12 protein-coding genes are annotated in these 24,277 nt (G+C 72.8%); 6 read left to right on the top strand and 6 right to left on the bottom strand.

Going from position 1 to position 24,277, the window contains the following annotated elements; translation table 11 throughout:
* Positions 1-19 precede the first annotated feature (19 nt).
* Entirely contained in the window at positions 20-4,051 is a 4,032-nt protein-coding gene (gene fxsT / locus CFP65_RS22400; protein WP_104817865.1) for an FxSxx-COOH system tetratricopeptide repeat protein, read from the bottom strand.
* Positions 4,048-5,451: a TIR-like protein FxsC gene (locus tag CFP65_RS40225; RefSeq protein WP_158702314.1), complete on the bottom strand. Its 1,404-nt coding sequence runs from the start codon at positions 5,449-5,451 to the stop codon at positions 4,048-4,050. The genes fxsT and CFP65_RS40225 overlap by 4 nt, the downstream gene beginning before the upstream one ends.
* A gap of 229 nt (positions 5,452-5,680) precedes the next feature.
* Between CFP65_RS40225 and CFP65_RS22390 the strand changes: the two genes are divergently transcribed.
* Positions 5,681-7,744, top strand: a complete 2,064-nt coding sequence (locus CFP65_RS22390; RefSeq protein WP_254553049.1) for a PIG-L family deacetylase — start codon at positions 5,681-5,683, stop codon at positions 7,742-7,744.
* A 370-nt stretch (positions 7,745-8,114) separates the two neighbouring features.
* Positions 8,115-9,905 carry an FG-GAP-like repeat-containing protein gene (locus tag CFP65_RS22385; RefSeq protein WP_104817862.1) on the top strand — a complete coding sequence of 597 codons (1,791 nt, stop codon included), beginning with the start codon at positions 8,115-8,117 and terminating at the stop codon, positions 9,903-9,905.
* 21 nt (positions 9,906-9,926) lie between these two features.
* On the opposite strand, the gene CFP65_RS22380 is transcribed toward CFP65_RS22385, so the two are convergent.
* Together CFP65_RS22380 and CFP65_RS22375 are read right to left on the bottom strand one after the other, a co-directional pair.
* Entirely contained in the window at positions 9,927-11,066 is a 1,140-nt protein-coding gene (locus CFP65_RS22380) for an acyltransferase (protein ID WP_217368178.1), read from the bottom strand.
* 151 nt (positions 11,067-11,217) lie between these two features.
* Positions 11,218-13,098 carry a stealth family protein gene (locus CFP65_RS22375; RefSeq protein WP_217368177.1) on the bottom strand — a complete coding sequence of 627 codons (1,881 nt, stop codon included), beginning with the start codon at positions 13,096-13,098 and terminating at the stop codon, positions 11,218-11,220.
* A 398-nt stretch (positions 13,099-13,496) separates the two neighbouring features.
* Between CFP65_RS22375 and CFP65_RS39145 the strand changes: the two genes are divergently transcribed.
* Genes CFP65_RS39145 through CFP65_RS22355 form a run of 4 tightly spaced genes read left to right on the top strand, consistent with a single transcriptional unit; the run spans position 13,497 to position 20,689 of the window.
* The gene (locus tag CFP65_RS39145; RefSeq protein ID WP_158702313.1) at positions 13,497-14,618 is read left to right on the top strand and encodes a hypothetical protein; all 1,122 of its coding nucleotides are present in this window, start codon (positions 13,497-13,499) and stop codon (positions 14,616-14,618) included.
* Positions 14,615-17,485, top strand: a complete 2,871-nt coding sequence (locus tag CFP65_RS22365) for a stealth conserved region 3 domain-containing protein (RefSeq protein ID WP_104817860.1) — start codon at positions 14,615-14,617, stop codon at positions 17,483-17,485. The genes CFP65_RS39145 and CFP65_RS22365 overlap by 4 nt, the downstream gene beginning before the upstream one ends.
* Positions 17,482-18,663 (top strand): acyltransferase, encoded by a 1,182-nt coding sequence (locus CFP65_RS22360; protein WP_104817859.1) that lies wholly within the window; start codon positions 17,482-17,484, stop codon positions 18,661-18,663. The genes CFP65_RS22365 and CFP65_RS22360 overlap by 4 nt, the downstream gene beginning before the upstream one ends.
* Complete coding sequence (locus tag CFP65_RS22355) at positions 18,617-20,689, top strand: PIG-L family deacetylase (protein WP_104817858.1); 2,073 nt, start codon at positions 18,617-18,619, stop codon at positions 20,687-20,689. The genes CFP65_RS22360 and CFP65_RS22355 overlap by 47 nt, the downstream gene beginning before the upstream one ends.
* Positions 20,690-20,735: 46 nt before the next feature.
* Here the strand turns inward: CFP65_RS22355 and CFP65_RS22350 are convergent, their stop codons facing one another.
* A complete protein-coding gene (locus tag CFP65_RS22350; RefSeq protein ID WP_254552517.1) occupies positions 20,736-21,521 on the bottom strand; it encodes an aminoglycoside N(3)-acetyltransferase in 786 nt (261 codons plus the stop codon).
* A 201-nt stretch (positions 21,522-21,722) separates the two neighbouring features.
* Positions 21,723-24,176: an FxsB family cyclophane-forming radical SAM/SPASM peptide maturase gene (locus tag CFP65_RS22345; protein WP_104817856.1), complete on the bottom strand. Its 2,454-nt coding sequence runs from the start codon at positions 24,174-24,176 to the stop codon at positions 21,723-21,725.
* Between the last annotated feature and the right edge of the window lie 101 nt (positions 24,177-24,277).

The raw sequence follows: 24,277 nt of genomic DNA, 5'->3' as shown, positions 1-24,277 counted from the left end.
GGTCGGAGCGTAGCCGAGCTCACCAGGGCTGCGGCTCCAGATCCCGGTTGATCCGCTTCCAGCCCCGGGCTGCGACGGTGTTCGGGTGCTCGACCCCGAACTGCCGCAGCAGCTCGGCCACGGCGTGCTCGCGCAGGCCGTTGGCCTCGGTCTGCTGGCCGACCCGGCGCAGCGTGACGGCCAGGTTGGATTCGCAGGCGATCGCGTCCGGGTGGGTGGGGCTGTAGCGGTTGCACAGCCCGGCGTAGGCGCGGCGCTCCAACTCCTCGGCGCGGACCAGGTCGCCGGAGTCGCCGTAGGCGTTGGCCAGGTTGATCATCGCGTTCAGGGTGAACGGGTGGTCGGGCCCGAGCACCCTGGTCAGCCCGTCCACGGTGCGCCGGCCGCGCCGGACGGCCTCCTCGGTCTCCCCGCTGCCGCGCAGGTAGATGCCGAGGTTGTTCTCGCAGGCCAGGGTGAAGGGGTGCTCGTCGCCGAACAGCCGCCGGTGGCCCTCGTAGACGATCAGCGCGAGGTCGCGGGCGGTCTCCTTGTCGCCGGAGGCGCTGTGGTCGGCGGCCAGGTTGAGCGCGCAGGCCAGCGATTCGGCCGATTCGGCGCCGTACCGGTCCAGGTAGCGCTCGTAGGTCTGCAGGGTGAGCTGGCGGGCCTCGCGCAGCTGGCCGTCGCGGCGCAGCGAGACGGCCAGCGACTTGGCGTTGCGCAGGTTCTCCGGCAGGTCGGGCTGGAGCACCGCGTCCAGGTCGACGGTGACCTCGCGCAGCAGCTCGATGGAGCCCTTGTAGTCGCCGGCCTCGCGCAGGTCGCGGGCCAGGTTGGACTTGCTGGAGAGGGTGTACGGGTGGCGCGGGCCGAGCACGGCGGAGCGGCGGTCGTAGGTGTCCTGGTCGAGGTCGCGGGCGGCCTCGCTGTCGCCGACCAGGCGGTAGGAGATGGCCAGGTTGTTGGCGCTGGAGAGGGTGCGGGCGTTCTCGTCGCCGAACAGCTCGCGGAAGCTGCCGTAGGTGTCCAGGTCGAGGTCGAGCGCCTCCTGGAAGCGGCCGATCGCGCGCAGGTCGGCGCCGAGCGAGCCGGCCGTCATCAGGGTGTACGGGTTGCGCTCGCCGAGCAGCTCCTTCTGGCCGGTCAGGGTGGCCTCGTCCAGGGCCAGTGCCTCGGCGTAGTTGCCCTGGGAGCGCAGCACGTTGGCGAGCTGGAAGTCCAGGCTGAGGATCTGCCGGCGCAGGTTGCGGCGGTCGGCCTCGGTCTGCTCCACGTCGTTGCCGAGCCGGGCGGCCCAGGTGCCGTGCAGCTGCTCGCCGAGCCGGCGGGCCCGGTCGAGGTCGACGCGCTTCCAGAGGTAGCGGACGCGGTCGATGAGCAGCTCGCGGGTCTCGCGCTCGTCGCAGTCGCGGGCCCGGGAGGGCGAGAGGTGCGGCCAGATCTTGTCGAAGGCGGGCCAGTTGGCGGGGTTGTCGGTGTCGCCGAGCTTGGGGCGGGCGCCGACCAGGATGCGGTGCACCTCGTGCATCGCGGCCACCCGCTCGTCCTCGGACATCTCGTCCCGGACCACGGCCTGCACCAGGCGGTGCACCTGGAGGCTGCTGCTGCCCGCGTCGATCTTGGCCAGCGCGTACCGGCCGACGTCCTGGATGACCTTGCCGAGCATGAAGGTGTCGCTCAGCTCCTCGTCGTAGCCGACCAGGGACTTGATCATCTGGTCGCTGTAGACCAGGTCCAGCGAGATCGGCTCGGGGGCGAAGAAGGCGCAGAGCTGGAGCAGCCGGACGGCGGCGGGCGACTGCTCGCGCAGCCGGGCCATCGAGACGCTCCAGGTGGCGCCGACCTGGCTGGGGTAGTCGGCCGGGCGGCCGACCGAGAGGGCGCGGGTGGCCTCCTCCTGCAGCTGGGTGACGTAGGTGTCCACCGGGGTGCGGGTGGTGTCCAGCCAGGCGGCGGCCACCTCCACGGCCAGCGGCAGGTCGCCGACCGCCTCGGCCACCCGGTCGGCGTCGTGCCGGGAGAGGCCGCGGGTGCGGCGGCGCAGGTGCTCGATGGACTCGCCACGGGTGAAGACGTCCACCCCGAGCACCCCGGCCTGGCCCGTCCAGGCCTGGTTGCGCGAGGTGACCAGGATGTGGCCGGAGCCGCCGACCGGGAAGTACCGGCGGATCTCGCCGGGCTCGTCGGCGTTGTCGAAGATGAGCAGCCAGCGGGAGACCACCCGGCCCAGCCGCAGCGCCTCCCGGGCGGCCTCGGCGGCCTCGTTGACGCTGTCGCCGACCGGGAGTTCGAGCCGGCGGGCCAGCTCGGCCAGGGCGGGGGCGATCAGCTCGGTCTGCTCGGCGTCGATCCACCAGACCAGGTCGTAGTGCGACATGTACCGGTGGGCGTACTCCAGCGCGAGCTGGGTCTTGCCGACGCCGCCGAGGCCGTAGAGGGTCTGCGGCACCGGCAGCACCACGGTGGGGCCGCCGACCAGCTGGTCGCGCAGCTCGTCGAGCACCTGGGCCCGGCCGGTGAAGGAGGGGTTGCGCTGGGGCACCGACCAGTAGCGCGGCTTGGTGCCGGGGAAGCGCGGCACGTCGGCGGCGGCCGCCTCCTCGATCGAGGCGTCGGTGCGGCCGAGCGCGCGCAGCAGGGTGAAGGCGGCCTGGGCCTCGTCGCGGCCGACCAGGTCGACCGGGTTGCGGCTGTTGAAGGGCGCGGTCAGGCGCACGTCGCTGACCCGGACGGGCACCAGCTGGCGGCGGGTGCCGCCGGTGTCGAAGCCGGCCAGCGAATCCCAGAGCGCGCGGGCCTGCGGGGAGCGCAGGTAGGCGGCGGAGAAGACCGCGATGGTCCGGTACGCGGCATCGATGCCCCGCTCGGTGTCGGAGCGGCTGTCGGCCCCGGCACCGACATCCCGGGGGACGACCCTGAAACCCGCGCTGGTGAGCACGGCGGCGATCCAGTCGGCCCACATCCGGTCCTCGGGCACGTAGCTGAGGTAGAGGTCGGCGGGCACGCTGGGCCGGCGCCGGGTGTAGGCGTCCACCCAGTGCAGCCGCAGGTCCTCGTCCACCGGGGGCAGGCTGGTGACCCGGCCCTTGGTGAGCATCCCGGTGAGCCGCTCGCAGGCGGCCAGCATCGAGGTGGGGGTGCCGCCCTGGTCGCCGAAGGTGGCCAGGATCTCCTCGTAGGCGTAGAACGGCCGGTACGGGATCTCCACCGAGGCCCAGTACTGGGAGAGTTCGTCGGTGTCCAGGCCCTCGGGCAGCCCGCCGAACCGCAGCCGGGCCAGCGCCCGGCCGGCGTCGGCCTTCTCCTTCTCGCCCTCGTCGATCCGCATCGGGACGGGCAGGATGCGGATGTTGCGGTCGCGGTAGCGGTCGTTGATGTGCTGGGCGATCTTGGAGGCGCCCTCGATGGACTGGTCGCTGAGGGTGAAGCAGACCACCAGGTCGTCGGGCATCTGCACGGTGCAGATCTCGGCGATGTCGGAGAGGCCGGTGCGGCTGTCGATCAGCACGTAGTCGTAGCGCTGGCTCATGTCGCGCTTGAGCGCGTCGAAGAACTGGCCGCCGTCGAAGCGGTCGTAGAAGAGGTCCCAGTCGAGCCGGCCGACCGTCTCGGAGTAGTCCCGGTTGGGCTGCCCGGCGGAGAGGAAGTCCAGGCTGCCGCCGGCCGGGAAGAGCTGCCAGTTGAGCGAGATCGCGTGCTGGTGCACCCGGGCGAAGTCCCGGTGCCAGCCGGGCTCGCGCTCGACCTCGCGCAGCGCCTCCTCGCGGTACTCGGTGATCAGGTCCATCATGCCGGTGGTGCCGGCCAGTGCGGCCTGGTCGAGGAAGGGGCGGAAGAACTTGGCCAGCCCCGGCGCCTCCAGGTCCCAGTCCACCGCGAGCACCCGGAAGCCGTTGGCGGCCAGGATCCAGGCGGTGTTGGCCAGCGCCATGGTGCGGCCGGTGCCGCCCTTGTACGAGTAGAAGGTGACGATCCGCCCCTGCCGGTCCTCCTCGGCGGCGGTCCGCTCCTGCTCGGCCTCGGCCGCGTCCACGGCGATCCGGAGCTTCCTGGTCGGGTTGTCGGTCATGCCACTCCTCCCCCTGGGGCGGCGCCCGGGTCCTCGCCGGCGCGTAAGTCGCCGGCCCGTCGTTCGAAGAATCCGCGCAGGCCGCCGGTGCCGCCCGGGCTGCCGGAGCCGCTCGGGCCGGGCCCGGGGGCCGGGGCCCTCGGTTCGTCGAAGGCCGCCCGCAGGTTGGGCTTGGGCGAGCCGGTCTGGGTGGGCTGGGTGGTGCGGGTGTGGTCCTCGAAGGCGTACTTGGCCCGCATCGCGGCCCGCGGCAGCGCCTCCTCGAAGTCCTCCAGGCTGGCGAGCCCGGTGGTGTCCCCCTCGGCGAAGCTCGGCTTGGCGTCCCGGTGCTTGTTGCGCAGCACCCGGTCGCTCAGCTCGCTGTAGTGGCCGGTGTGCTCCACGCACTCCTGGTCGTCGGCGTTCCACGGCTCCAGCACGCTGACCCAGGGCGGGTTGGCCCGGTCGAACTGCCGTACCAGCTCCCGGCGTTCCTCGTCCCCCAGGGCCCAGCGGTCGAGCAGCAGCAGCCCCGGCGCGCCCGGATCGGCGCCGGCCAGCCGCCCGGCGGCCTCCGCGTCGAACTCCTGCACGCTCGGGTGGAAGCCCAACTGCTTGGCCAGGCGCACCGCGTGGTCGGCCAGCGGCCGGCCGCCGTGCGGCCGGTAGGGGTGCCAGTCCAGCCGGTCCGGCCCGTACCAGTCGGTGCTGCGACCCTGGGGCAGCTCGGCGTGGTGGCTGGCGAAGACCGAGATCTGCAGCCGCCGCACCGGCGCCTTGGCCTCGAACGCACTGGGCTGCGCCTGGAAGTTGAGCCGCCGCCCGACCGGGATCACCGTCTCGTCCGCCACCTCGACGATCCGCTTGGCCAGCCGGTGCACCGCGAGCTCGTAACTGGCTTGGAAGTAACTCAGCTTCATCAGGGCGTAGAGCCCCTCGGCGGCGTAGTCGGCGCCGAAACTGCTGTGGTTGAACTGGAGGTCGCTGGCCACCTTCGGTAACGCGTACTGGCCGGTCGCCACCCAGAGCACCGGCACGATCGCCGTGGTCAGGTCCGAGCCGGCCCGGGCCGGGAAGACCGGGCGGCGGGTGAAGGAGTGCCACTCCTGGCCGCAGGCCAGGCTGTTGAAGTACCGCGGCGAGTAGAGCGGCACGAACACCCGGCAGCCGGCCAGCTCCTTGGAGAGCCGCTCGGCCCAGCGCTCGCCCTGGTGCATCGACTGGTCCATGAACCCCACCTGCGCCCCGGCCGGCAGGTCGGTCAGCACCAGCACGGCCTCGCACAGGTCGTCGTAGAGCTTGCGCACCCAGTGGTCCGGATCCCCCGCGCCGCGGCCGGTCGCCCGGGGCGTGTGCGCGTAACTGAGGAAGAAGTACGGCCGGGCCGTCGCCTCGTCCATCCCGCCAGGGTCTTCGTACACACGCGCCTCCCCCGAGACCCAATGGGCGCCGTTCCCCCACAGAGGGACTTCAGTTTAGGAAGACCCGGCCTCCAAATGGAATAGCGCCGCATCCGCCACAGCCGGTACAGGCCCACCTCGACTGGTACAAGCCTGTGACACGGCTGGGAGAACCCTGGGACAATCCCATACGACCTGGAACGTAAGATCGAATGACCGATTTTGCTGACAGGAGCCTGGGTTGCCCACCGTGCCCCGCCGTCCGTGGACCAGGCGGGCCGTCCTGGGTGCCGGACTCGCCGTACTGCCGTTCACCGAACTGCTGCGCTCGTACCCGCTCGACGACCGGGCCGCCGAGGCCGAGGTGACCGGCACCGGTCCGCTGCCCGAGGGCAGCTGGTCGGGCTCCTACCTGCAGATCATCGCCCACCCGGACGACGACCTGTACTTCATGAACCCCCCGCTCCAGCGCGCCATCGCCCAGGGCGCGCCGGTGGCCACCGTGGTGCTCACCGCCGGCGAGGCGGACGGCAAGAACAGCTCCAACGACAGCCCCGAGCACGACGCCACCGACGCCGACAAGGCCGCCTACACGGAGGCCCGGCACAACGGCCTGCGCTCGGCCTACGCCCTGATGGCCACCGGCGACCAGCACGCCGGCTGGCGCCGCGAGGCCGTCCCGGTGGCCGACGGCGCCGTGCTGGAGCGCTGCACCCTGAACGCCCGCCCGACCGTGCAGCTCTGGTTCTGCAACCTCGGCCAGCGCCTGCACGAGGAGGCCAAGGCCCCGAACGGCACCGGCGTGCGGCTGCGCACCCTGTGGTCCGGGGCCGTCCCCGCGGAGTCCACCCTGCCGGGCGCCGGCTCCCCGGTCACGGCGCCGCAGGACTTCACCCGGGACCGCGTCACAGCCGTCCTGCTGGACCTGCTCAAGCTCCACCGTCCGACCACCGTGCGCACCCTCGACCCGGATCCGGAGCACGACCCCTCCGAGAAGGGGATCACCGCCGCCGACCACATCGACCACACCGCCACCGCCCAGTTCGCCCTCGCTGCCCTGCGCGAATACACGGCCGCCACCGGCATGCAGCCGGTGGTCGAGCACTACCGCGGCTACAGCAGCAAGTTCTGGCCCTCCAACCTCGGCCCGGCCGACAAGGCGGAGAAGCGCCACTATCTGATGCCCTACGCCGGGTACGGCGCGCGCTCCTGCCCGGCGCACAGCTGCGGAGACTTCCAGGTCCGCCCCGACCCGGGCGCCACCACCCACCTGATCAGCACGATCTCCCGCTACCCGGCCGCCACCGACTGGCTGCAGGCGGACGGCACCGGTCGGCTCAACGCCTTCGCCGTACTCGGCGGCCGACTGGTCCACTGGCGCGAGCAGACGCCGGGAGGCGAGTTCGCGCTCGTCGGGCCGCTGCCCGGGGAGTGGCTGCTGCCCACCGTTCGGGTGCTCGCCGACCGGGCAGGCCGACTCCACCTGGTCGCGCTGCGGCGCACCGCCGGGGCCCACGGCACCGTCGGAGTCGAGGTGGTGCACACCGCCCAGGCCGACCCGGGCGGCTCGTTCGCCGCCTGGGAGAGCCTCGCCGGGCCCGACCACGGCAACCGCCGCCACCTGATGCGCCGGGAGATCGGCACCCCCGCCGCCGCCTTCGACTCCGCCGGGCGGCTGCACGTCTTCGTCCGGGACTTCGCCCACGAGCTGGCCCACCGGGTACTGACGCCGGGCGGTGGCTGGAGCCACTGGACCGGCCTGGGCGGCAAGCAGCTGCAGGACGCCGTCACCGCGCACACACTCGCCTCCGGCGAGGTCGAGGTCTTCGCCAGCGACGTGCGCAACGCCTGGCGCTGGCGGCAGAGCGGCCCGGTCGCCTTCACCCCGAGCCGGGTCGGCTTCGCCATCCCGGTGGCCGGGGCCCTCACCCCGGTCGAGGCCACACCCGGGCGGACGACCCTCTACTACCGCCAGGGGCGCAGCGGCACGGTCACCGCTCTGCGCGAGCGGAGCAACGGCTGGCCACTACTCCCGGCCGGCTTGGACGGGCACGGCGGCCAGGGGGAGGTGACCGCCCTGCACACCCCGGACGGCGACCTGGTGGCCCACCGCAACGACGCCACCACCCTCACCCTGCGCAGCGGGAGCGGCTGGGCCGACACCGGCGGCCCGGTCACCGGCGCCCCGGCCTTGGCCCACGACCGGCTGGGCAGGCTGGTGCTCGCCGCGATCGGCACCGACGCCCGACTGCACGTCGCCCGCACCCGAGAGGCCGGGCTCCGCAGCCCGTTCGCTCCCTGGCACACCGTCTGACCACCGGGCCGCTACCCTCTAGCGTCGGCGATCGTCCGACCACAACCCATCAGGGCCCCAAGGGGAGCAGCACGTGCAGCGGACCATCGGACAGAGCATCAGACCCGGACAGCGGAGGGGGCCACGCGCCGCTGCGGCCTTGGCGGTGGCCTGCGGCCTCACTGCGGTGCAGTTCGCCACTGCGGGCGCGGCCGGCGCCGACACCGCAGGCTGCTCACCCTTCCCCGCCCCGACCCCCGTCAGTCGCCCCACCCTGTCATCCCCCGCTCGGACGGGTACCTGGGGCACGGCGACGGCCGTCCCGTCCACGCCCGACCCGGCCGTCGACCCCGCCCCGCCATCTCCCGTCCCGGGTCGGGAGACACTGCGGATGGTCGTCCACAGCAGTGTCGGCGGCCCCAACGCCCGCATCCGCCTGGTCAATCCGTTCGCCTCTTCGGACGTCCGGGTGGACCACGCCACCATCGCCGTCCAGGCGAGCGGCGCCACCCCGGCCGGCCCCCCGGTCGACCTCCGCTTCGGCGGCGGCCTGCAGACCGTCATCCCGCACGGCGGTGAGGTCTACAGCGACGACGCTTCCGGCTTCACTGTGCCGGCCGACCGGAACCTGATCGTCAGCATCCACCTGCCCGACGCGGTGAGCTCGCCCGCGTACCACGCCTATGCCCTCACCTCCTCCTACGCGGCCGCCGACGGCGCCGACCACGCCGCCGACCAAGGCCCCGGCGCCTTCACCACCGCCTTCGACCACTGGGCGTACCTGGGCGGGATCGACGTCACCGCAGCCCCCGGCGGCGGGACGATCGTGGCGCTCGGCGACTCGCAGACCGACGGCGGCGCCACCACGAAGGACGCCAACCGCCGCTGGGTCAACGACTACGCCCGCACCCTGCTGGCCCAGGGCAGTCCGCTGGGCGTGGTCGACATGGGGATCTCCGGCAACAGCCTGACCGCCGACGCACCGGACACCGACGCCGCGCACGGCGTCAGTGCGAAGAACCGGTTCGAACGGGACGTGCTGCACCAGCCGGGCGTCCGCTCGGTCATCCTCTACGAGGGGATCAACGACATCGCCTACGGCGGCGCGAGCGACAGCACGATCGAGGCCGCCATCCACGACCTCGCCGGCCGGGCCCACGGTGCCGGGCTCTCCTTCACCGCCGCCACCATCCCCCCGTTCGGCGGCCACCCCACCTACACGCCCGCGAAGGACCAGGTCCGGGCCTGCGTGAACGCCTACCTTCGGGCCACCGCCGACGTCGACCGCGTGGTGGACTTCGATCAGGCCACCCGTGACCCGCTGGCGCCCGAGCAGCTGTTCGCCGGGTACTACAACCCCGCCAACGACCACCTGCACCTCAACGACAACGGCAACCAGGTGCTGGCCGACACCGTACTCACCCCGCCCGCCCCGGCCGGCGTCACGCTGAACTTCGCCCAGACAGTGGCCGGCGACTTCACCGGCTCGGGCCGCAGCGACCTGATCGCCGTGGACTCCACCGGCACCCTCTACCGCTGGCCCGGCCACGGCGACGGCACCTTCGGCGCCCCGGTCAAGCTCACCGCCGGCTGGACGTTCACCCAGACCACCGCCGCCGACTTCACCAGCGACGGCATCGCCGACCTCGTCGCCAAGGACGCCACCGGCACCCTCTACCTCTGGTCCGGCAACCGCAGCGGCACCTTCAGCCTGCCGGTCAGACTGACCGGCGGCTGGAACTTCACCCAGACCACCGCCGCCGACTTCACCAGCGACGGCATCGCCGACCTCGTCGCCAAGGACGCCACCGGCACCCTCTACCTCTGGTCCGGCAACCGCAGCGGCACCTTCAGCCTGCCGGTCAGACTGACCGGCGGCTGGAACTTCACCCAGACCACCGCCGCCGACTTCACCGGCGACGGCATCGCCGACCTCGTCGCCCGGGACGACACCACCGGCACCCTCTATCACTGGGCGGGCCACGGCGACGGCACCTTCGGCGGCCGAGCTGCGCTGCTCACCGGCTGGGGGCCGGACTCCCAGACCACCGCGAGCACCTTCCGCGGCACCGGCCGGGCCGATCTGATCGCCCGGGACGACACCACCGGCGAGCTCAGGGAGTGGGACAACACCGGCGGCGCGGCCTTCAGCCGCCCCTTGCGGATCACCGCCGGCTGGTAGACCCGGCCGGCGGCCGCGCCGTCAGACCGGCTCCGGCACCCGCTCCGGCTCGGCCGGAGCCTGGACGCGGGTCGGGCGGCGCTCCGCCGGGGCCGAGTTGTACCGGAGCTCGGCCATACCGCTCTTCATCGCCCGGTTCAGCGCGGAGCTCAGCGGCCGCTCCAGGAAGCGCTGGACGAGATAAGCGAGCAGCATCATCGCCGAGATCATCCCGAGCACCAGCGGCAGCGGGCCGACCCGGCCCTTGAGCGCGTGCAGCGCCGTCAAGCCGATGTCCTGGTGGAGCAGGTAGAGCGGGTAGGTGAGCGCGCCCGCCGTGGAGAGCCAGCGCCACTGGATGCGGTCGAAGACGCCGAGGGCGATCAGGGTCAGCAGCAGGAACGCGGCCGCGACGATCAGCTGGGCCGGCCAGGCGGCGATCCGGTGGTCCACATTGGTGGTGTCGTAGCCCAGCCGGGCCACCCGGTGGGAGACCTGGTACTCCGCCAGCACGAAGGAGATCAGGGTGATGCCGACCAGCAGGGCGGTGGGCTTGAAGCGGTACATCAGGTAGAGCGCGATGCCGGCGCAGAAGTACGGCGAGTAGAACGGCTCCGTCCACATGAAGAGCAGCTTGTTCGGCGCCACCTGCTCGGCCAGTCCGGCCACCGTCCAGAGCGCGCAGAACATGACGCAGCGGCGGTAGTCGACCCCGCGCACCACCACGAACAGACCGAACAGCAGGTAGAACTTCAGCTCGACGAAGAGCGTCCAGTAGACGCCGTCGGTGCTGTGGACGCCCAGGCCCTCCTGGAGCATCGTCAGGTTGACCGCAGCCTCGGTCCAGTTGTTCAACTGCCGCACCGCCGGCCAGAGGCTGACGACCACGGCCGCGAGCACCACGGCGATCCAGTACGCCGGGTAGAGCCTGGTCACCCGGGAGACCACGAAGTCCCCGAAGGACTTGCCCCAACTGCTCATGCAGATGACGAAGCCGCTGATGAGGAAGAAGACCTCGACCCCGACCCAGCCGTACTGGGTCACGTCGTGCAGCCCCGGGAAGAGGTCCGTGGCCGGGCTGCCCCAGGCGTCGTCGGAGGCCGTGTAGTGGCAGAACACCACGAGCAGGGCTGCTGCCAGCCGCATCCCGTCCAGGACCGCGAGGCGGGGCCGTCTCTTCACAGGCTCGGACACTGGTTACGCACTTCCCCGTCGCATGTTCTTCGTCATTGACGCCACGAAGAACACCGATGCCCCCCCGTACAAGGGGCAACATTAGCGCAAGTGTGAAGATCGTTTGAATAGGCGTGGTCGAACGACTGCGCCGGAGGCCCTACTTCTCGAACGGGCTGGGCACCGGGAAGTAGGAGTCCAGGAAGGGCTGGAGCAGCTCCAGCTGGTTGGCCAGGTCCTTGCGGGCCGAGACGGTGTCGTTGATGCAGAACACGTCGAGGTTGCGGTCGGCGAGGATCCTGGCCAGGCGGCGGGAGGTGCTCGGGTGCATCAGGTCGAGGTAGGCGTACTCGAGCCGGTCGGGGACGGCGCGGCCCGAGTGGTAGCCGTAGTAGTGGTGCAGGGAGGAGGCCACCGAGAGGTCGGTGGGGCTGCGGAAGCGGGTGGCCGAGGTGGCCCGGTGGCCCTCCGCGTAGCGGGCCTCGATCTCCCAGAGCACGTCCCGCCGCAGCGCGTGCGGCACGTGCATCATCTTCTGCACCAGCCGGGTGCCGAACTCGTCCTCGATCAGCCGCCGGTTGTTCTTGGCCGCGGCGGCCACCGGGGCGTCGAGCAGCGTGGCCTCGCCGAGCGGCACCATCGCGGTGGACGGGAAGAACTTGGTCAACCCGTTCGAGTGGAAGAACTGCTGCGGCGGAACCGGGCGGCCCAGGAAGACGTCGTCATTGAAGTAGAGGAACTGCTCAGAGAGCCCGGATATGTGGTGCAGCTGGCTCTCGATCGCGTGCGAGTTGAAGGTAGGCAGCACCGAGGCGTCCCGGAAGACGTCCCGGTGGCTGAGCACCTTGAGCCGCGGGTTGGAGGTGTCCAGCCACTCCGGCGTCTGGTCGTCGGTGACGAGGTAGACGTTGCGCACCCAGGGCGCGTTGAGGTGCAGCGAGCGCAGGCTGTAGCGGAGTTCGTCCCGGCTCATGAAGCGGGCGTCGTTCACCGCCTCGGGGTTGTAGTCGTGCGGCGATCCCTCGGCCTCGGCGCGGCGGCGCTGCCAGGCGGGGTCGTTGCCGTCCACCCAGGTGTAGACCACGTCCACCGGGAAGCGGACGTCCTCGGGCAGCGGGTGGGTGAACTCCGCGCGGGTCGGCACGGGCTCTCCCGGCCGGTCCCAGGCCTCGAGTCTGGTGAACAGCCCGGGCGCGCCGTCCACCACGGGCCCGTCGGCCGGCACCCGCTCGCAGACCCGGTTGCGCCGCGGCGCGAGCAGCTCGCCCTCGGTCGGGGTCCAGAACTCGACGTCGCAGCCGTACTCGTGGCCGAGCACGTACTGCCCGGACGGGTCGCCGTGGAACCAGGTGAGCCGGATGACGCCGGCCTTGGCCACCTCGTGCCAGCTGTCCGCCTCGAAGCCCGGCTCGGAGTGGTCCGGCACGGTGGCCGGGCCGAGCGGCACGGCCGAGACGTACCCGGGCACCTTGGCGCAGAGCGCGGCCAGCGCGGCGTGCGCGGCGGCCCGGTCGGCCCGGGAGACGGCCACCACCGAGGAGGCGTCCAGGGCGCCCCGGACGCAGAAGTGGCGGATGCCGGCGGCATCCAGGGCGCGGCGCACCAGCTGGAGGTTGTCGGTGCGGGCCTGCATCGGCGAGGCGTCGGCGCGCAGGCTGACCACCTTGCGGGCCCGGCCGACCTGGGCCAGCACGACCTGGCCGGATTCGAACAGCGCGGGGTGACGACGGGCCAGCCGGCCGCCGCGCACGGTGGTCACCCGCTGCTGGAGCGAGAGCGAGCGCGAGATCTGGTGGATGACCTGGGTGCGTACCTCGTGCGAGATCTTCCCGGCGATGGCCGCCCGGCTGCGCTCGGGCAGCAGCCGGCGGTAGACCCGGACCAGCCGGGACCGCTCGGACTGGAGCACGCCGAGCGAGCTGCGCCCGCCCTCGGCCTGCCCGTCCGGCAGCTGACCGCCCGGTACGGGCAGCAGCCGCGCGTTCTGCTCGACCGGCGGCGCCGAGCGCACCACTCCGGCCCGACCGCCGTCAGCCTCCATGCCGCCCAACACCCAACTCCCCGACACGGTCCTGCACCCGGTGCCCGGCGCCCGTTCGGGGTCGCCGCGGTTCACTGCTCCGAGTGGAGATCGGCCTGCCACGGGTGTCGTTTCCAGGGCGGCCGCAGGCCATCTTCATCTCATCTTCATCCGATTATCCCTCAAGTCAACCGAATGACTGAGGCCCCCCTGGCATCGGATCGGTGTCAGCAGGCGCTGACACGAAGGAATGTCTGATTTACCCGTATATCAGGGGAGATGAGATGTGCCTCACAGCGCAGGCGGCCCCGGGCCGCCTGCGAACGGGTGATCTATCATGGCGGGGCTCCGCGCCAACCCCCGCCCGGAGGAACCGACCGTGACGGCCCCGGCTGCGCGAGACACCTCTGGAGGCCACCGTGGCGGAGCCGGCACACGCCCTCCGGGTCATCGGGCGCAGCGGCCTGACGGCCTGGCAGCGCCTGCCCGTCAGCCGGATCCCGGCCGGGCTGAAGAACCGCGCCCGCCGTCAGCTGGCCGCCCGCCGCGAGACCTTCATCCATTCGGTCGTGACACCGCTCTCACAGAGCAGCTCCGCCCTTGTGAGATACGCCATGGTGCTCGGCGGCCACCAGCTCAACCTCCGCGCCACCCTGCCGCCCGGCACCGACCCGGCGGCCACGGTGGAGCTGCTGGTGAGCGACGGCACCCGCGAGTTCACCGCCCCCGCCCGGCTGCTGCCCGCGCGCCCGGGCCAGGGCGCCCGCCCGATGGTCGTCGCCGGCGCGCGGCTCGGCTCGCAGATCGGCGGGCTGGCCCTCACCCCGGGCCGTTGGTCGGTCTCGCTGCGCGTCACCCCGCCGCACTCCGGCACCCCCGAGACCCTCCGCCTGATCGGTCGCGGCGAGACCCCGGTGCTCGGCGGCGCCACCCGGGCGCTCACCTCCTGCCCGGTCACCGGCACCCGCTACCGCACCGGCCTCTCCCCGGCCGGCCGGCTCCGCCTGGTCGTCGCGGCCCCGCTCCAGCACGCCGAGATCGTCCGGGTCACCCGCCTGTTCGCCGGCCTGGAGGTGGACTTCTTCCCGCCCGCCGCCGCCCCCGAGGGCAGGCTCCAGGCCACCGACGGGCAGCAGACCCTGGACCTGGCGTACGAGCACTGCACCGAGGCGGTCGGCCTGCTGCGCTGCACCCTCCCGCTGCGCGAGCTGCACGCCGCCGACCCCAAGCGGGCCTGGACCTTCAGCTGGACGGCCACCGACGGCCGCCGGTACTGGCTCCGCCGCCGGGCCGACGACCTGCGCACCGCCCGCACCACGGTCGCGCTCGGCACCCGCCTGGTGATCTCCGACTCCACCCGGGCGCTCAGCTACGTCAACCAGCGCCACACCGTCCGCGGCACCTACCAGGTGTTCTTCGCCGCGATGCCGCGCCCGGCCACGCCCGGCACCCCCGCGCCCGACGCCCCCGCGTCCGGACCCGCCACCGCCCCCACGTCCATCGCCCCCACGTCCACCGCCACCCCGGGAACGCTCGCGTGAAGATCACTTTCCTGCTCACCACCGCTGACGCGATGGGCGGCACCGAACGCGCTGTCCTCACCGTGGCCGAGGCCCTGGCCGAGCTGCACGAGGTCAAGGTGCTGAGCATCTTCAAGACCCGCGCCAGCAGCTTCTTCACCGCCAAGGTGCCGATCGAGTACCTGGTGGACAACACCGGCCCGGTGCCCCGCCCGGCCCGGGGCGGCGAACTGGAGGACTCGGTCTACAAGGCCGTCGCCTCCCGCCCCAGCGAGCTGGTGGACCCGGCCTGGGAGCGGGCGTTCAACCGGCTCTCCGACCTGGAGGCCGAGCGCTACCTGCGCGCCACCGACGCCGACGTGATCGTCTCCTCCACCCCGGCGCTGCAGGCCCTGATGGTCCGGGTCGCCCCGCCGTCGGTGGTGACGGTCGGTCAGGAGCACCGCGTCTCCGAGCTGCGCGGCATCAGTGGCGCCCCGCTGATCGAGTTCACCCCGCGGCTGGACGCGATGGTGACGCTCAGCGAGCCCACCAAGGTCTGGTTCGCCGAGACCTTCGCCGGCTTCGCCCCCCGCCTCGCCGTGATCGGCAACGCGCTGCCCGGCGAGTACCGCCCGACCTCCTCGCTGGAGACCCGCACCATCACCCAGGCCGGCCGGATGGTGTCCGAGAAGCAGATCGACCACGCCATCACCGCCTTCTCCAAGGTGGCCGGGGCGCACCCGCAGTGGAAGCTGCGCCTGCTCGGCGACGGCCCGCTGCTGCGCCGGATGCGCGAGCTCGCGGCCAACCTCGGCATCCTGGACCAGGTGCAGCTGGTCGGCTCCACCCCGCACATGCTGGAGGAGTGGGCCCAGGCCAGCATCTGCCTGCTCACCTCCCGGGTCGAGGCGTTCGGCCTGGTGCTCGCCGAGGCCCAGGCGGCCGGCGTGCCGATCGTCTCCTACGCCTGCCCGAACGGCCCGGCCGAGATCGTCACCGACGAGGTGGACGGCCTGCTGGTGCCGCCCGGCGACATCGACGGCCTGGCCGAGGCGCTGCGCCGCCTGATCACCGAGCAGGAGACCCGCCAGGCCTTCGGCGCCGCCGCCCTGGCCGCCTCCGAGCGCTGGTCCGCCCCGGTGATCGCCCAGCGCTGGAGCAGCCTGCTCACCGAGCTGGTGGCCGCCCGCGACAACGGCACCCTGGCCGCCGAGCGCGAGCGCCGCCGGCTGCTGCACGAGTCCTCGCTGACCGAGCTGGGCGTGGTCGCCGCCGAGGCCTCCACCTCCCCCTCCGCCGTGGTCCGGATCGACCAGCGCGCCCACGAGGTGCGGATCGAGGCCCAGGGCGGCGGCAGCGTCGTCCGCGGTGGCGGCATGCTCTGCCAGGTCGCCGACGACCTGACCCCCTTCGACGTGATGCGGGCCAACCTCGACCTCGTGGTCGAGGTGCTGGAGCAGGCGGGCATCCCGTACCTGCTCACCCGCACCAACCTGCTGCGCTACAGCCTGGCCGTCGACGTCGAGTACCGCGAGAAGCTGCTCACCGTGCTCACCGAGCAGTACAAGGACGAGCCGGTCTACGCGGCGCTGCTCAACGCCCGCGGCGGCGCCGTGAAGAACGTGCTGGCCGCCGTGCTCGACCAGCACCTGGCGAACGCCGAGGCGATCCACGGCGTCCGGGTCTTCCGCCCGGTCTCCACCACCGCCGCCACCCTGCGCCTGACCGGCGTCTACGGCTGCACCGTCTCCTTCCTGGAGCCGGTCGAGGAGCAGGACGACCTGCTGGCCCTCGCGGGTGACACCGTGTACGGGCCGACCCTGCCCAAGTCGATGCTGGCGGACACCGCCGTGCGCACCGTCGACGGCCGGGACTACCCCTCGCTGGCGGCCTTCACCAAGCGGCTGCCCAACGACGTGGACTTCCCCGTGGACGCCGTCTACACCTGGGTGGACGGCAACGACCCGGCCTGGAAGGCCCGCCGCAACAAGGTGCTGGCCGAGCGCGGCCTGGCCCCGGCCCAGACCGACGGTGACGGCGCCTCGGACGACGCGCGCTTCCGCGACCGCGAGGAGCTGCGCTACAGCCTTCGCTCGCTGGACATGTTCGCGCCCTGGATCCGCACGATCTACCTGGTCACCGACGACCAGACCCCGGCCTGGCTGGACACCGACCACCCGCGGGTCAAGGTGGTCAGCCACCGCGAGCTGTTCGGCGACACCGGCACCCTGCCCAGCTTCAACTCGCACGCCATCGAGAGCCGGCTGCACCGGATCGAGGGGCTCTCCGAGCAGTTCCTCTACCTCAACGACGACGTGTTCTTCGGCCGCCCGCTGCGCCCGGAGACCTTCTTCCTGAGCAGCGGCCAGGCCAAGTGCTTCCCCTCCCCGACCAAGGTCGACCCGGCCCCGGTCCAGGACGGCGAGGAGTTCGCGCTGATCGCGGCCAAGAACAACCGGGCCCTGCTGGAGCGCGAGTTCGGCCGTACCCCCACCAACACCTTCGTGCACTCCCCGCACGCGCTGCGCCGCTCCACCCTGGCGGAGCTGGAGGAGCGCTTCCCGATGGAGGTGGCCCGCACCGCGGACGCCCAGCTGCGCAGCGCGACCGACCTGGCCATCGCCTCCTCGCTGCAGCACTACTACGGGATGTTCACCGGCCGCAGCGTCGCCGACACCATCTCCTGCGGCTTCGTCAACGTCGGCCTGCGCACCCACCACCCGCGCCTGGCCAAGCTGCTCGGCGCCCGCCCGAACGACGTCTTCTGCATCAACGACTACCACGACGCGGACGTCTCGGCCGAGGAGCAGGCCGACGTCCTCGCCGTCTTCCTGCCCAGTTACTTCCCCGTCGCGAGCCAGTTCGAGAAGGGCAGCGTCCGCAACCGCCGCGTGGTCCGCTCATGAGTGCCAGAAAGACCGGCCGGGCCAACCGCCTCGGCGCCCTGGACGGGCTGCGGCTCGGCGCCGCCATGATGGTCGTCGCGTACCACTACATCGCGTTCGGCCGCGGCTGGGACAAGAAGCCGGAGCAGCTCTTCCCGCACACCTACCTGCCTGCCTCCTACGGCTGGCTCGGGGTGTACCTGTTCTTCCTGATCAGCGGCTTCGTCATCTGCCTGAGCAGCTGGGGCAAGCCGCTGGGGCACTTCTTCACCTCCCGGGTGATCAGGCTCTACCCCGCCTACTGGTTCGCGGTGCTGGCCACCTCGCTGGTGCTGTTCCTGCTGCCCGAGCCGTATTCCCCGCTCTCGCTCAGCGACATCGGCGTCAACCTGACGATGCTCCAGGAGCCGCTGGGGGTCGACGGGGTCGACAGCGTGTACTGGACGCTCTGGGTGGAGCTGCGGTTCTACCTGGTCTTCGCGCTGGTGATCTGGCACGGGCTCACCTACCGACGGACCGTCATCTTCTGCTGCGTCTGGGCCACCCTCTCGGTGGTGGCCATGCCACTCGACAGCGACTGGGTGAACATGCTGGTCCTGCCGGACCAGAGCTGGTACTTCATCGCGGGCATCTGCTTCTTCCTGATGCGCAAGTTCCGGCCGTCGATCCTGCTCTGGTGCATGGTGGGCTTCAGCTTCCTGATGGCCCAGCACTACCTGCTGATCGCCCACTCCCAGGCCGAGAAGCACATGGGCCGCCAGATCCCGTCCTGGCCCACCGTCGTACTGCTCGCCCTGTTCTTCCTGGCGGTGGCCGCCGTGGCCCTGGGATGGCTCGACCGCATCCAGTGGCGCTGGCTCACCATCGCCGGGGCCCTGACCTACCCGCTGTACCTTCTCCACGAGTACATCGGGTGGAACGTCATCAGCCGCCTCCAGCACCACTTCCGACCCGGCCCGCTCCTGTTCGGCCTGGTCGCCACGATGCTGCTCGCGGCCTGGCTGGTGCACCGCTTCGTGGAGCGCCCGGTGTCCACACTGCTGAGGTCCGCGCTCGCCCGCGCGATCGAGGAGATGCGTGCGCTCTCCTCGGACCGGCCGTCTGGCACCGCCCCCGGTACCCCCAGCCTCCCCGGCAGAGAGAGCGACCACCGTGAACCTGTTCCGCACTCGATCGAACCGAGCCGAGCCCTCGGGTGACACGGCCGGGTCGGCCGTCCGCAAGCAGCCGGCCCAGCCCCACATGCAGATCGTCGCGCACACCGACGACGACCTGTACTTCATGGTGCCCGACCTGCTCCACACCGTCCGGGCGGGCATCCCGGTGGTCTGCGTCTACGTCACCGCCGGTGAGGCCGACGGGCGCAACGCCCCCACCTCGGACAAGGACCGCCTGGAACTGCCGGAGGACTTCGAGGGCTACACGGCCGGCCGCCAGAACGGCATCCGTGCCGCCTACTCGGCGATCGTGACGGGCGACCGGGGCGCGGAGTGGAAGCGGGAGGCCCGCACCTTCCGCGACGGCGTCGTCGGCGAGGTCAGCGTGCTGGAGGCCGGCGAGGCACCGATCACGCTGATCTTCCTCAACCTCCGGATGGTCCAGGGCGGTGCCCCCGTGCGCCTGCGGACCCTGTGGACCGAGGAGTCGCCCGCCCAGCCGACCCTGCGCCCCACCGGCAGCCCCATCCCCGGGGAGAGCGGCACCTACAACTTCACCCGCGACGGCCTGATCGACACCCTGGCCGACCTCCTCGCGGAGCACCGCCCGAGCGTGGTCCGCGTCCTCGACCCGGACCCGGACCACACCAGCTACGGCAACGGCCCGACCCGCTACTGCGACAACGAGGACCACACCGCCTCCGCGCTGTTCGCGCTCACCGCGCTGCGCCGCTACGACCAGGCGGGCCACGACCAGTCGGTGACGGTGGAGAGCTACCGCGGCTACTGGAACAAGCTGTGGCCCTTCAACCTGAGCGGCCCCGCCTTCGCCGAGAAGATGAAGTACATCACCGTCTACGGCGGCGGCGACGGCCACGAGTGCGAGTCCCCGCTCACCTGCGGCGACCGCCAGCTCGGGGCCCGCGCCTACAACCGCGGTTACGGCCAGAGCACCACCTACCGGTACCAGGGCACCACCAACTGGCTCCAGCAGCAGCCCGACGGCCGACTCGTGGCCTTCGCCGTGCTGAACGGCCGCCCGGTGCGTTGGACGGAGAGCCTGGCCGGCACCGGCGAGTTCGCCGAGCGGGCCCCGCTGGGCGCCCTGCTCGACCAGGACGACACCACCTTCCTGCCGCAGCTCGACGTGGTCCGCGATCCGCGCGGCTGCCTGCACGTGCTGGGCCTGCGCATGTACGCCGCGGCCGACCAGTACGGCCACACCCGCGACGTGGTGCACGCCTGGCAGGGGCAGCCCTCGAGCGTCTTCGGTCCGTGGAACAACCTGGGCAACCCGTACAACGAGGCGGGCAACAACCCGATCAAGCGCCGGGAGCTCGGCAACCCGGTCGGCGCCTTCGACGCCGACGGCCAGCTGCGCTTCTTCGTCCGCAACTTCGGGCACGGTCTGAGCGCTCGCAAGCGGCTCGCGGACGGCCAGTGGAGCAAGTGGCTGGACCACGGCGGCCGCAGCCAGGACGGCTACGGGGCGCTCACCACCAGCCGCGGCACGATCGAGCTCTACGGCGGCTCGGTGGGCGACGGCATCCAGCCCGGTGTGGTCCGCTGGCGCCAGAGCAGCCCCGGCTCGGACCTCGCGGCCGAGTACGACACGCTGCTGCCCGCGCCCTCCGGACCGCCCGCGGTGCTCGAGCAGCCGGACGGCCGACTGGTGCTGTTCGTCCGCCAGCCCAACACCGCCTGGGTGATCGCCTACCGCCAGTCCGAGCCCGACGGCCGCTGGGACACCCGGGCGCACCTGCTCGGTGGCGACGGCGGCTTCGGGCGGCTGGCCACCGTGCTGCTGCCGACCGGCGATGTGCTGATCGCCCAGCGCAACGACAACGGGACGGTCAGCGCGACGGTCCAGCCCACCGGTGACGGTGCGTTCCACTCCGAATGGCACGACCTCGGCGGCGGTCCGTTCGTCCACCTTCCCTCGCTGGCCCTGAACCACCACGGCCAGGCTGTGCTCGCGGTGATGGGCACCGACAGCCGCCTGCACACCACCGTCCTGGAGGTCTCCGGCCGCCAGGTCCGCACCACCGAGTGGCGGCAGACCGACTGACCCCGCGCCACCCCGACGGCCGTCGCCCCTCCTGGGGCGGCGGCCGTCAGCGCTCCCGCCCCAGCCAGGCGGTGCAGGCGTCGACGCCCTCGGGGATGGCGAGAAGGAAGCAGTCGGCCTCGCCGAGGCGGCCGCGGATCAGGCCGGCGATGTCCTGGGCCAGCGCCTCGCCCATCCGGACGAAGTGCTCGTCCTCCAGCTTGGGGGCGTCGAAGTGGACCCACTGCCGCAGGCCCCGGGAGTCGGTGACCACGCAGCCGTAGCGCTGGGTGCCCTGGCCGGGGAGGCGGTACTCGGCCAGGTGGAAGGCGGTGCAGCACCAGACCGGGATGCCGACCAGCAGGGCCCGCGCGCCGGTGCGGTAGAGCGCGCCGACCGGCGAGCGCTCGCCGAGGTGGCAGTCCAGGTCGTGCCGGGCCGTCAGCTCGGCTGCCTTCGGGCCGAGGGCGGTGAAGGAGGTCTGCGGGTGGGCGCTGCGCAGCGCCCCCGGCTGGGCCCGGACCAGCTCGGAGAAGGCGCCCAGGATGGGCGAGGTCGGGGTGGTGGCCGGGTCGTACGGGGGCATGGTGGCCCGGTGGGCGCGCAGCTCGGCGGGCCCCAGGTGCTCGGTCAGCGCGAGCGCCAGGCGCGAGGTGTCGGAGTTCTCCGGCGAGGCGGTGTAGACGACCAGGGTGCCCTCGGGGCCGAGCACGCCGAGCAGCGCCTTGAGAATCGTTTCGCCACCGCCGTCCACCGGCCCGACCGAGCGCAGCGAGGACTGCACCAGCAGCGTGTCCCCGGCGCGGACGCCGAGCGCCCGCAAGTCCTGCTCCAGCTGCCCGGCTGCGTACACAGCGGCTCCCTCACACCCACCCGGCCGAACCGGCACGACGGTACGCCGTCCCCCGGGGGCAGCAGAAGACCGCCACCCCCGGCAGTTCATGGCGTTTCATGGCATTACCCGGTGCCAGAAACTCGCTGCCAGGGCTCGGTGCCAGAACTCGGTGACAGAGCCCGGTGCCAGAGCCCGGTGCCAGAGCCCCGGGCGAGGCCCTCACCACGACACCCGACCGCCCTTGCGGGCACCTTGCGAGGCCGGGCCGGTCTCCAGCGCGCCCCGCATCCCGAGCGTGAACCGCTCCCCCAGCTCGGTCAGCGCGCCCGAGCCGAGCAGGGTGTCCACGGCGTCCCAGGAGTGGCCGTACCAGGTGGCCAGCTCGCGGCGGGCCCGGTCGGCCGCCGCGCCCGGCAGACCGTCGTAGGCCCGGACCCGGGCGGCCCAGTACTCGGTGACGGCCAGGTGCGCGTAGGTGCCCTGGAGCAGGCCCTCGATCGGGCGCGGGTCCGGCCGCCAGGGGGCGTGGTAGCGGCGGGCGTCGGCGCGGTCGAAGAGGTCGTAGCGGTCGAGCAGCGCACCGAGCTTGACGTGGTTGAACTCGTGGGTGAGCAGCAGCGCGAGGGTGGGCGCGGTGGCCGGCCGGGCGATGCCCACGGCCCCGAAGGCCTGCCGGGCGGCGGCGCTCACCTCGCGCCCGGCCGGGCCGGGCCGCAGCGGGGTGATCACCCCGAGCCCGGCCCGCAGGCCGGGTGCGGCGCCCGGCAGATCGCGCCGGATCAGCTCCCAGGTCTCGCGCAACGCCCCCTGCCAGCCCAGCAGTTCCTCGCCGTCGAGCCGGTCGGCCACGGCCTGCTGGTACTCGTCCCGGGCCGGGTCGGTGTCCTCCAGGGCAACCGTCCAGCCACCGCCGCCCAGCAGCGCGACCTGCCGCACCGGCTGCCAGGCCGGCCCGCTCGGTTCACCCCAACGCACCGTCACCACCGACGAGTTGTCGCCGGTCACGGTGAACCCGGCGGCCGTCACCGCCAGCCGCGCACTGCCCGCCCCGCCGACCAGCGCCACCCCGAGGGTGGGCAGCCGCACCGCGCCCGCCCGCACCGGCAGCAGCAGCTCGCACTCCACCCCGGCCCGCACCGCCGCCGCCCCCGCCGACTCGGCCAACCCGCCGGGGCCCTCCCCCGGCGCGCCACCGAGGCCCCCGTCGGCGCCCCGCAGCCGCCGCACCGCCCAGGCCCGCGCGTACGGATGCCGCAGCACCGCGTCCACCGCCGCCGGCGCCGTGCCGTCCAGCTGCCCCAGCACCGCCCAGGCGGCCGGCTCCTCCGCCGCCAGCGCGGCCGACAGCTGCTTGGTGAGGCGGAGTTGGGCCTCGACCAGCAAGCCGACCGTCTCCGCACCGCCGTGTCCGGCGGCCAGCTCGTCGAACTGACTTTCCGTCAGTTCCAGGTCCAGCCCGGGCAGCCCGGGCTCCTCGGGCCGGCCGACGGCGGCGCCGGCCGCCGCCTCCCGCTCGCCGATGTTCGTGATCAGTTTCATCAGGTCCCCACAGAAGACGGAGGGGTTGTCGAAGTCGCGCCCGGCCCGGTAGCGGTGCGCGTAGAGCCCCCCGCCGCAGGAGCGGACCACCGGGCAGGCCCGGCACTCGGCGCTCAACCCGGCCAGGCCGGACTGCCGTTGGACCATCGCGGGGTGCCGGGCGACCTGGTCGAGGGAGTGCGCGAAGAGGTCGAAGCCGGTGGCCGGGGCGCCGTCGTAGGCGGTCTTGAGGCTGTCGGCCTGCTCCAGCGTGCCGTCGGTCTCCACCACCACCAGGTCGGCCGGGTCGAGCCCGAGCGATTCGGTGAGGCTGGAGCGGCCGCGCAGGGTGCGGTGCACCGAGTCGAACAGCCGGACCGGCACCGGGCGGCCGTGCGCCGTCCAGCGGTCGTGCACGGCCTGCAGCCAGTCGGCGTAGGGCGTCGGCCCGGCGCCCGGCGGCCGTTTGGGCGGGGTGTCCCAGGTGGCATGGGGCAGCAGGAAGTCGATCCGCGGCGGGTCGAGCGCCACCAGCGCGTCGTAGACCGCCACCGGGTCGTTCTCCACGTCCACCGTGCAGAGCAGGCCGGCGTAGAGCTCCCGGTACTCCGGGGTGCGCAGCAGCTCGACGGCGGCCAGCACCTGGCCGTGGCTGCTCCGGCCGTCGGCGTAGCGCCGGTGCCGGTCGTTGGCGGCCCGGTCGCCGTCCAGCGAGATGCCGACCCGGATGCCGAGCTCGGCGAAGAGCTCGCAGTACGCGCGGTCCAGCCGCACGCCGTTGGTGTGGATCCGCAGGTCGAGCGCGCAGTCGGCCGGCAGGGCCGCGCGCAGCTCCTCGGCGGCGCGCCGCAGCGCGGCCGGCCCGGCGAGCAGCGGTTCGCCCCCGTGCAGCACCACGTGCACGGCGGGCAACCGGTGGGCGCGGGCGTGCTCGGCGATCCGCTCGGCGGCCTGCCCGAGCACCCGCGCGGAGGCGGCCCGGGGCTTGCCGCGCCAGCTGGTGTCGGCGTGCTCGTAGACGTAGCAGTGGTCGCAGGCCAGGTCGCAGCGGCTGTGCACCTTCAGCACGAACTGGGTGAACGGCACCACGGCCGGGGGGAGCGCCGACTGCGGCGGCACGGCGAGGGGGGCGACCTGCGCGGTGGGGCGGGACATCAGGGCTGCTACCGGCTCACTTGCCTGCCGGGCCCGGGGATCCCCGGGCCCGGGACGGCGGCTGAGCGGGCCACCGGTGAGTGGCCGCCAGCCGGACGGGG

The organism is Kitasatospora sp. MMS16-BH015, from assembly GCF_002943525.1.
Lineage (GTDB): Bacteria > Actinomycetota > Actinomycetes > Streptomycetales > Streptomycetaceae > Kitasatospora.
The sequence above is the reverse complement of the archived record's forward strand: the minus strand, read 5'-3'. Positions and strand labels throughout refer to the sequence as shown.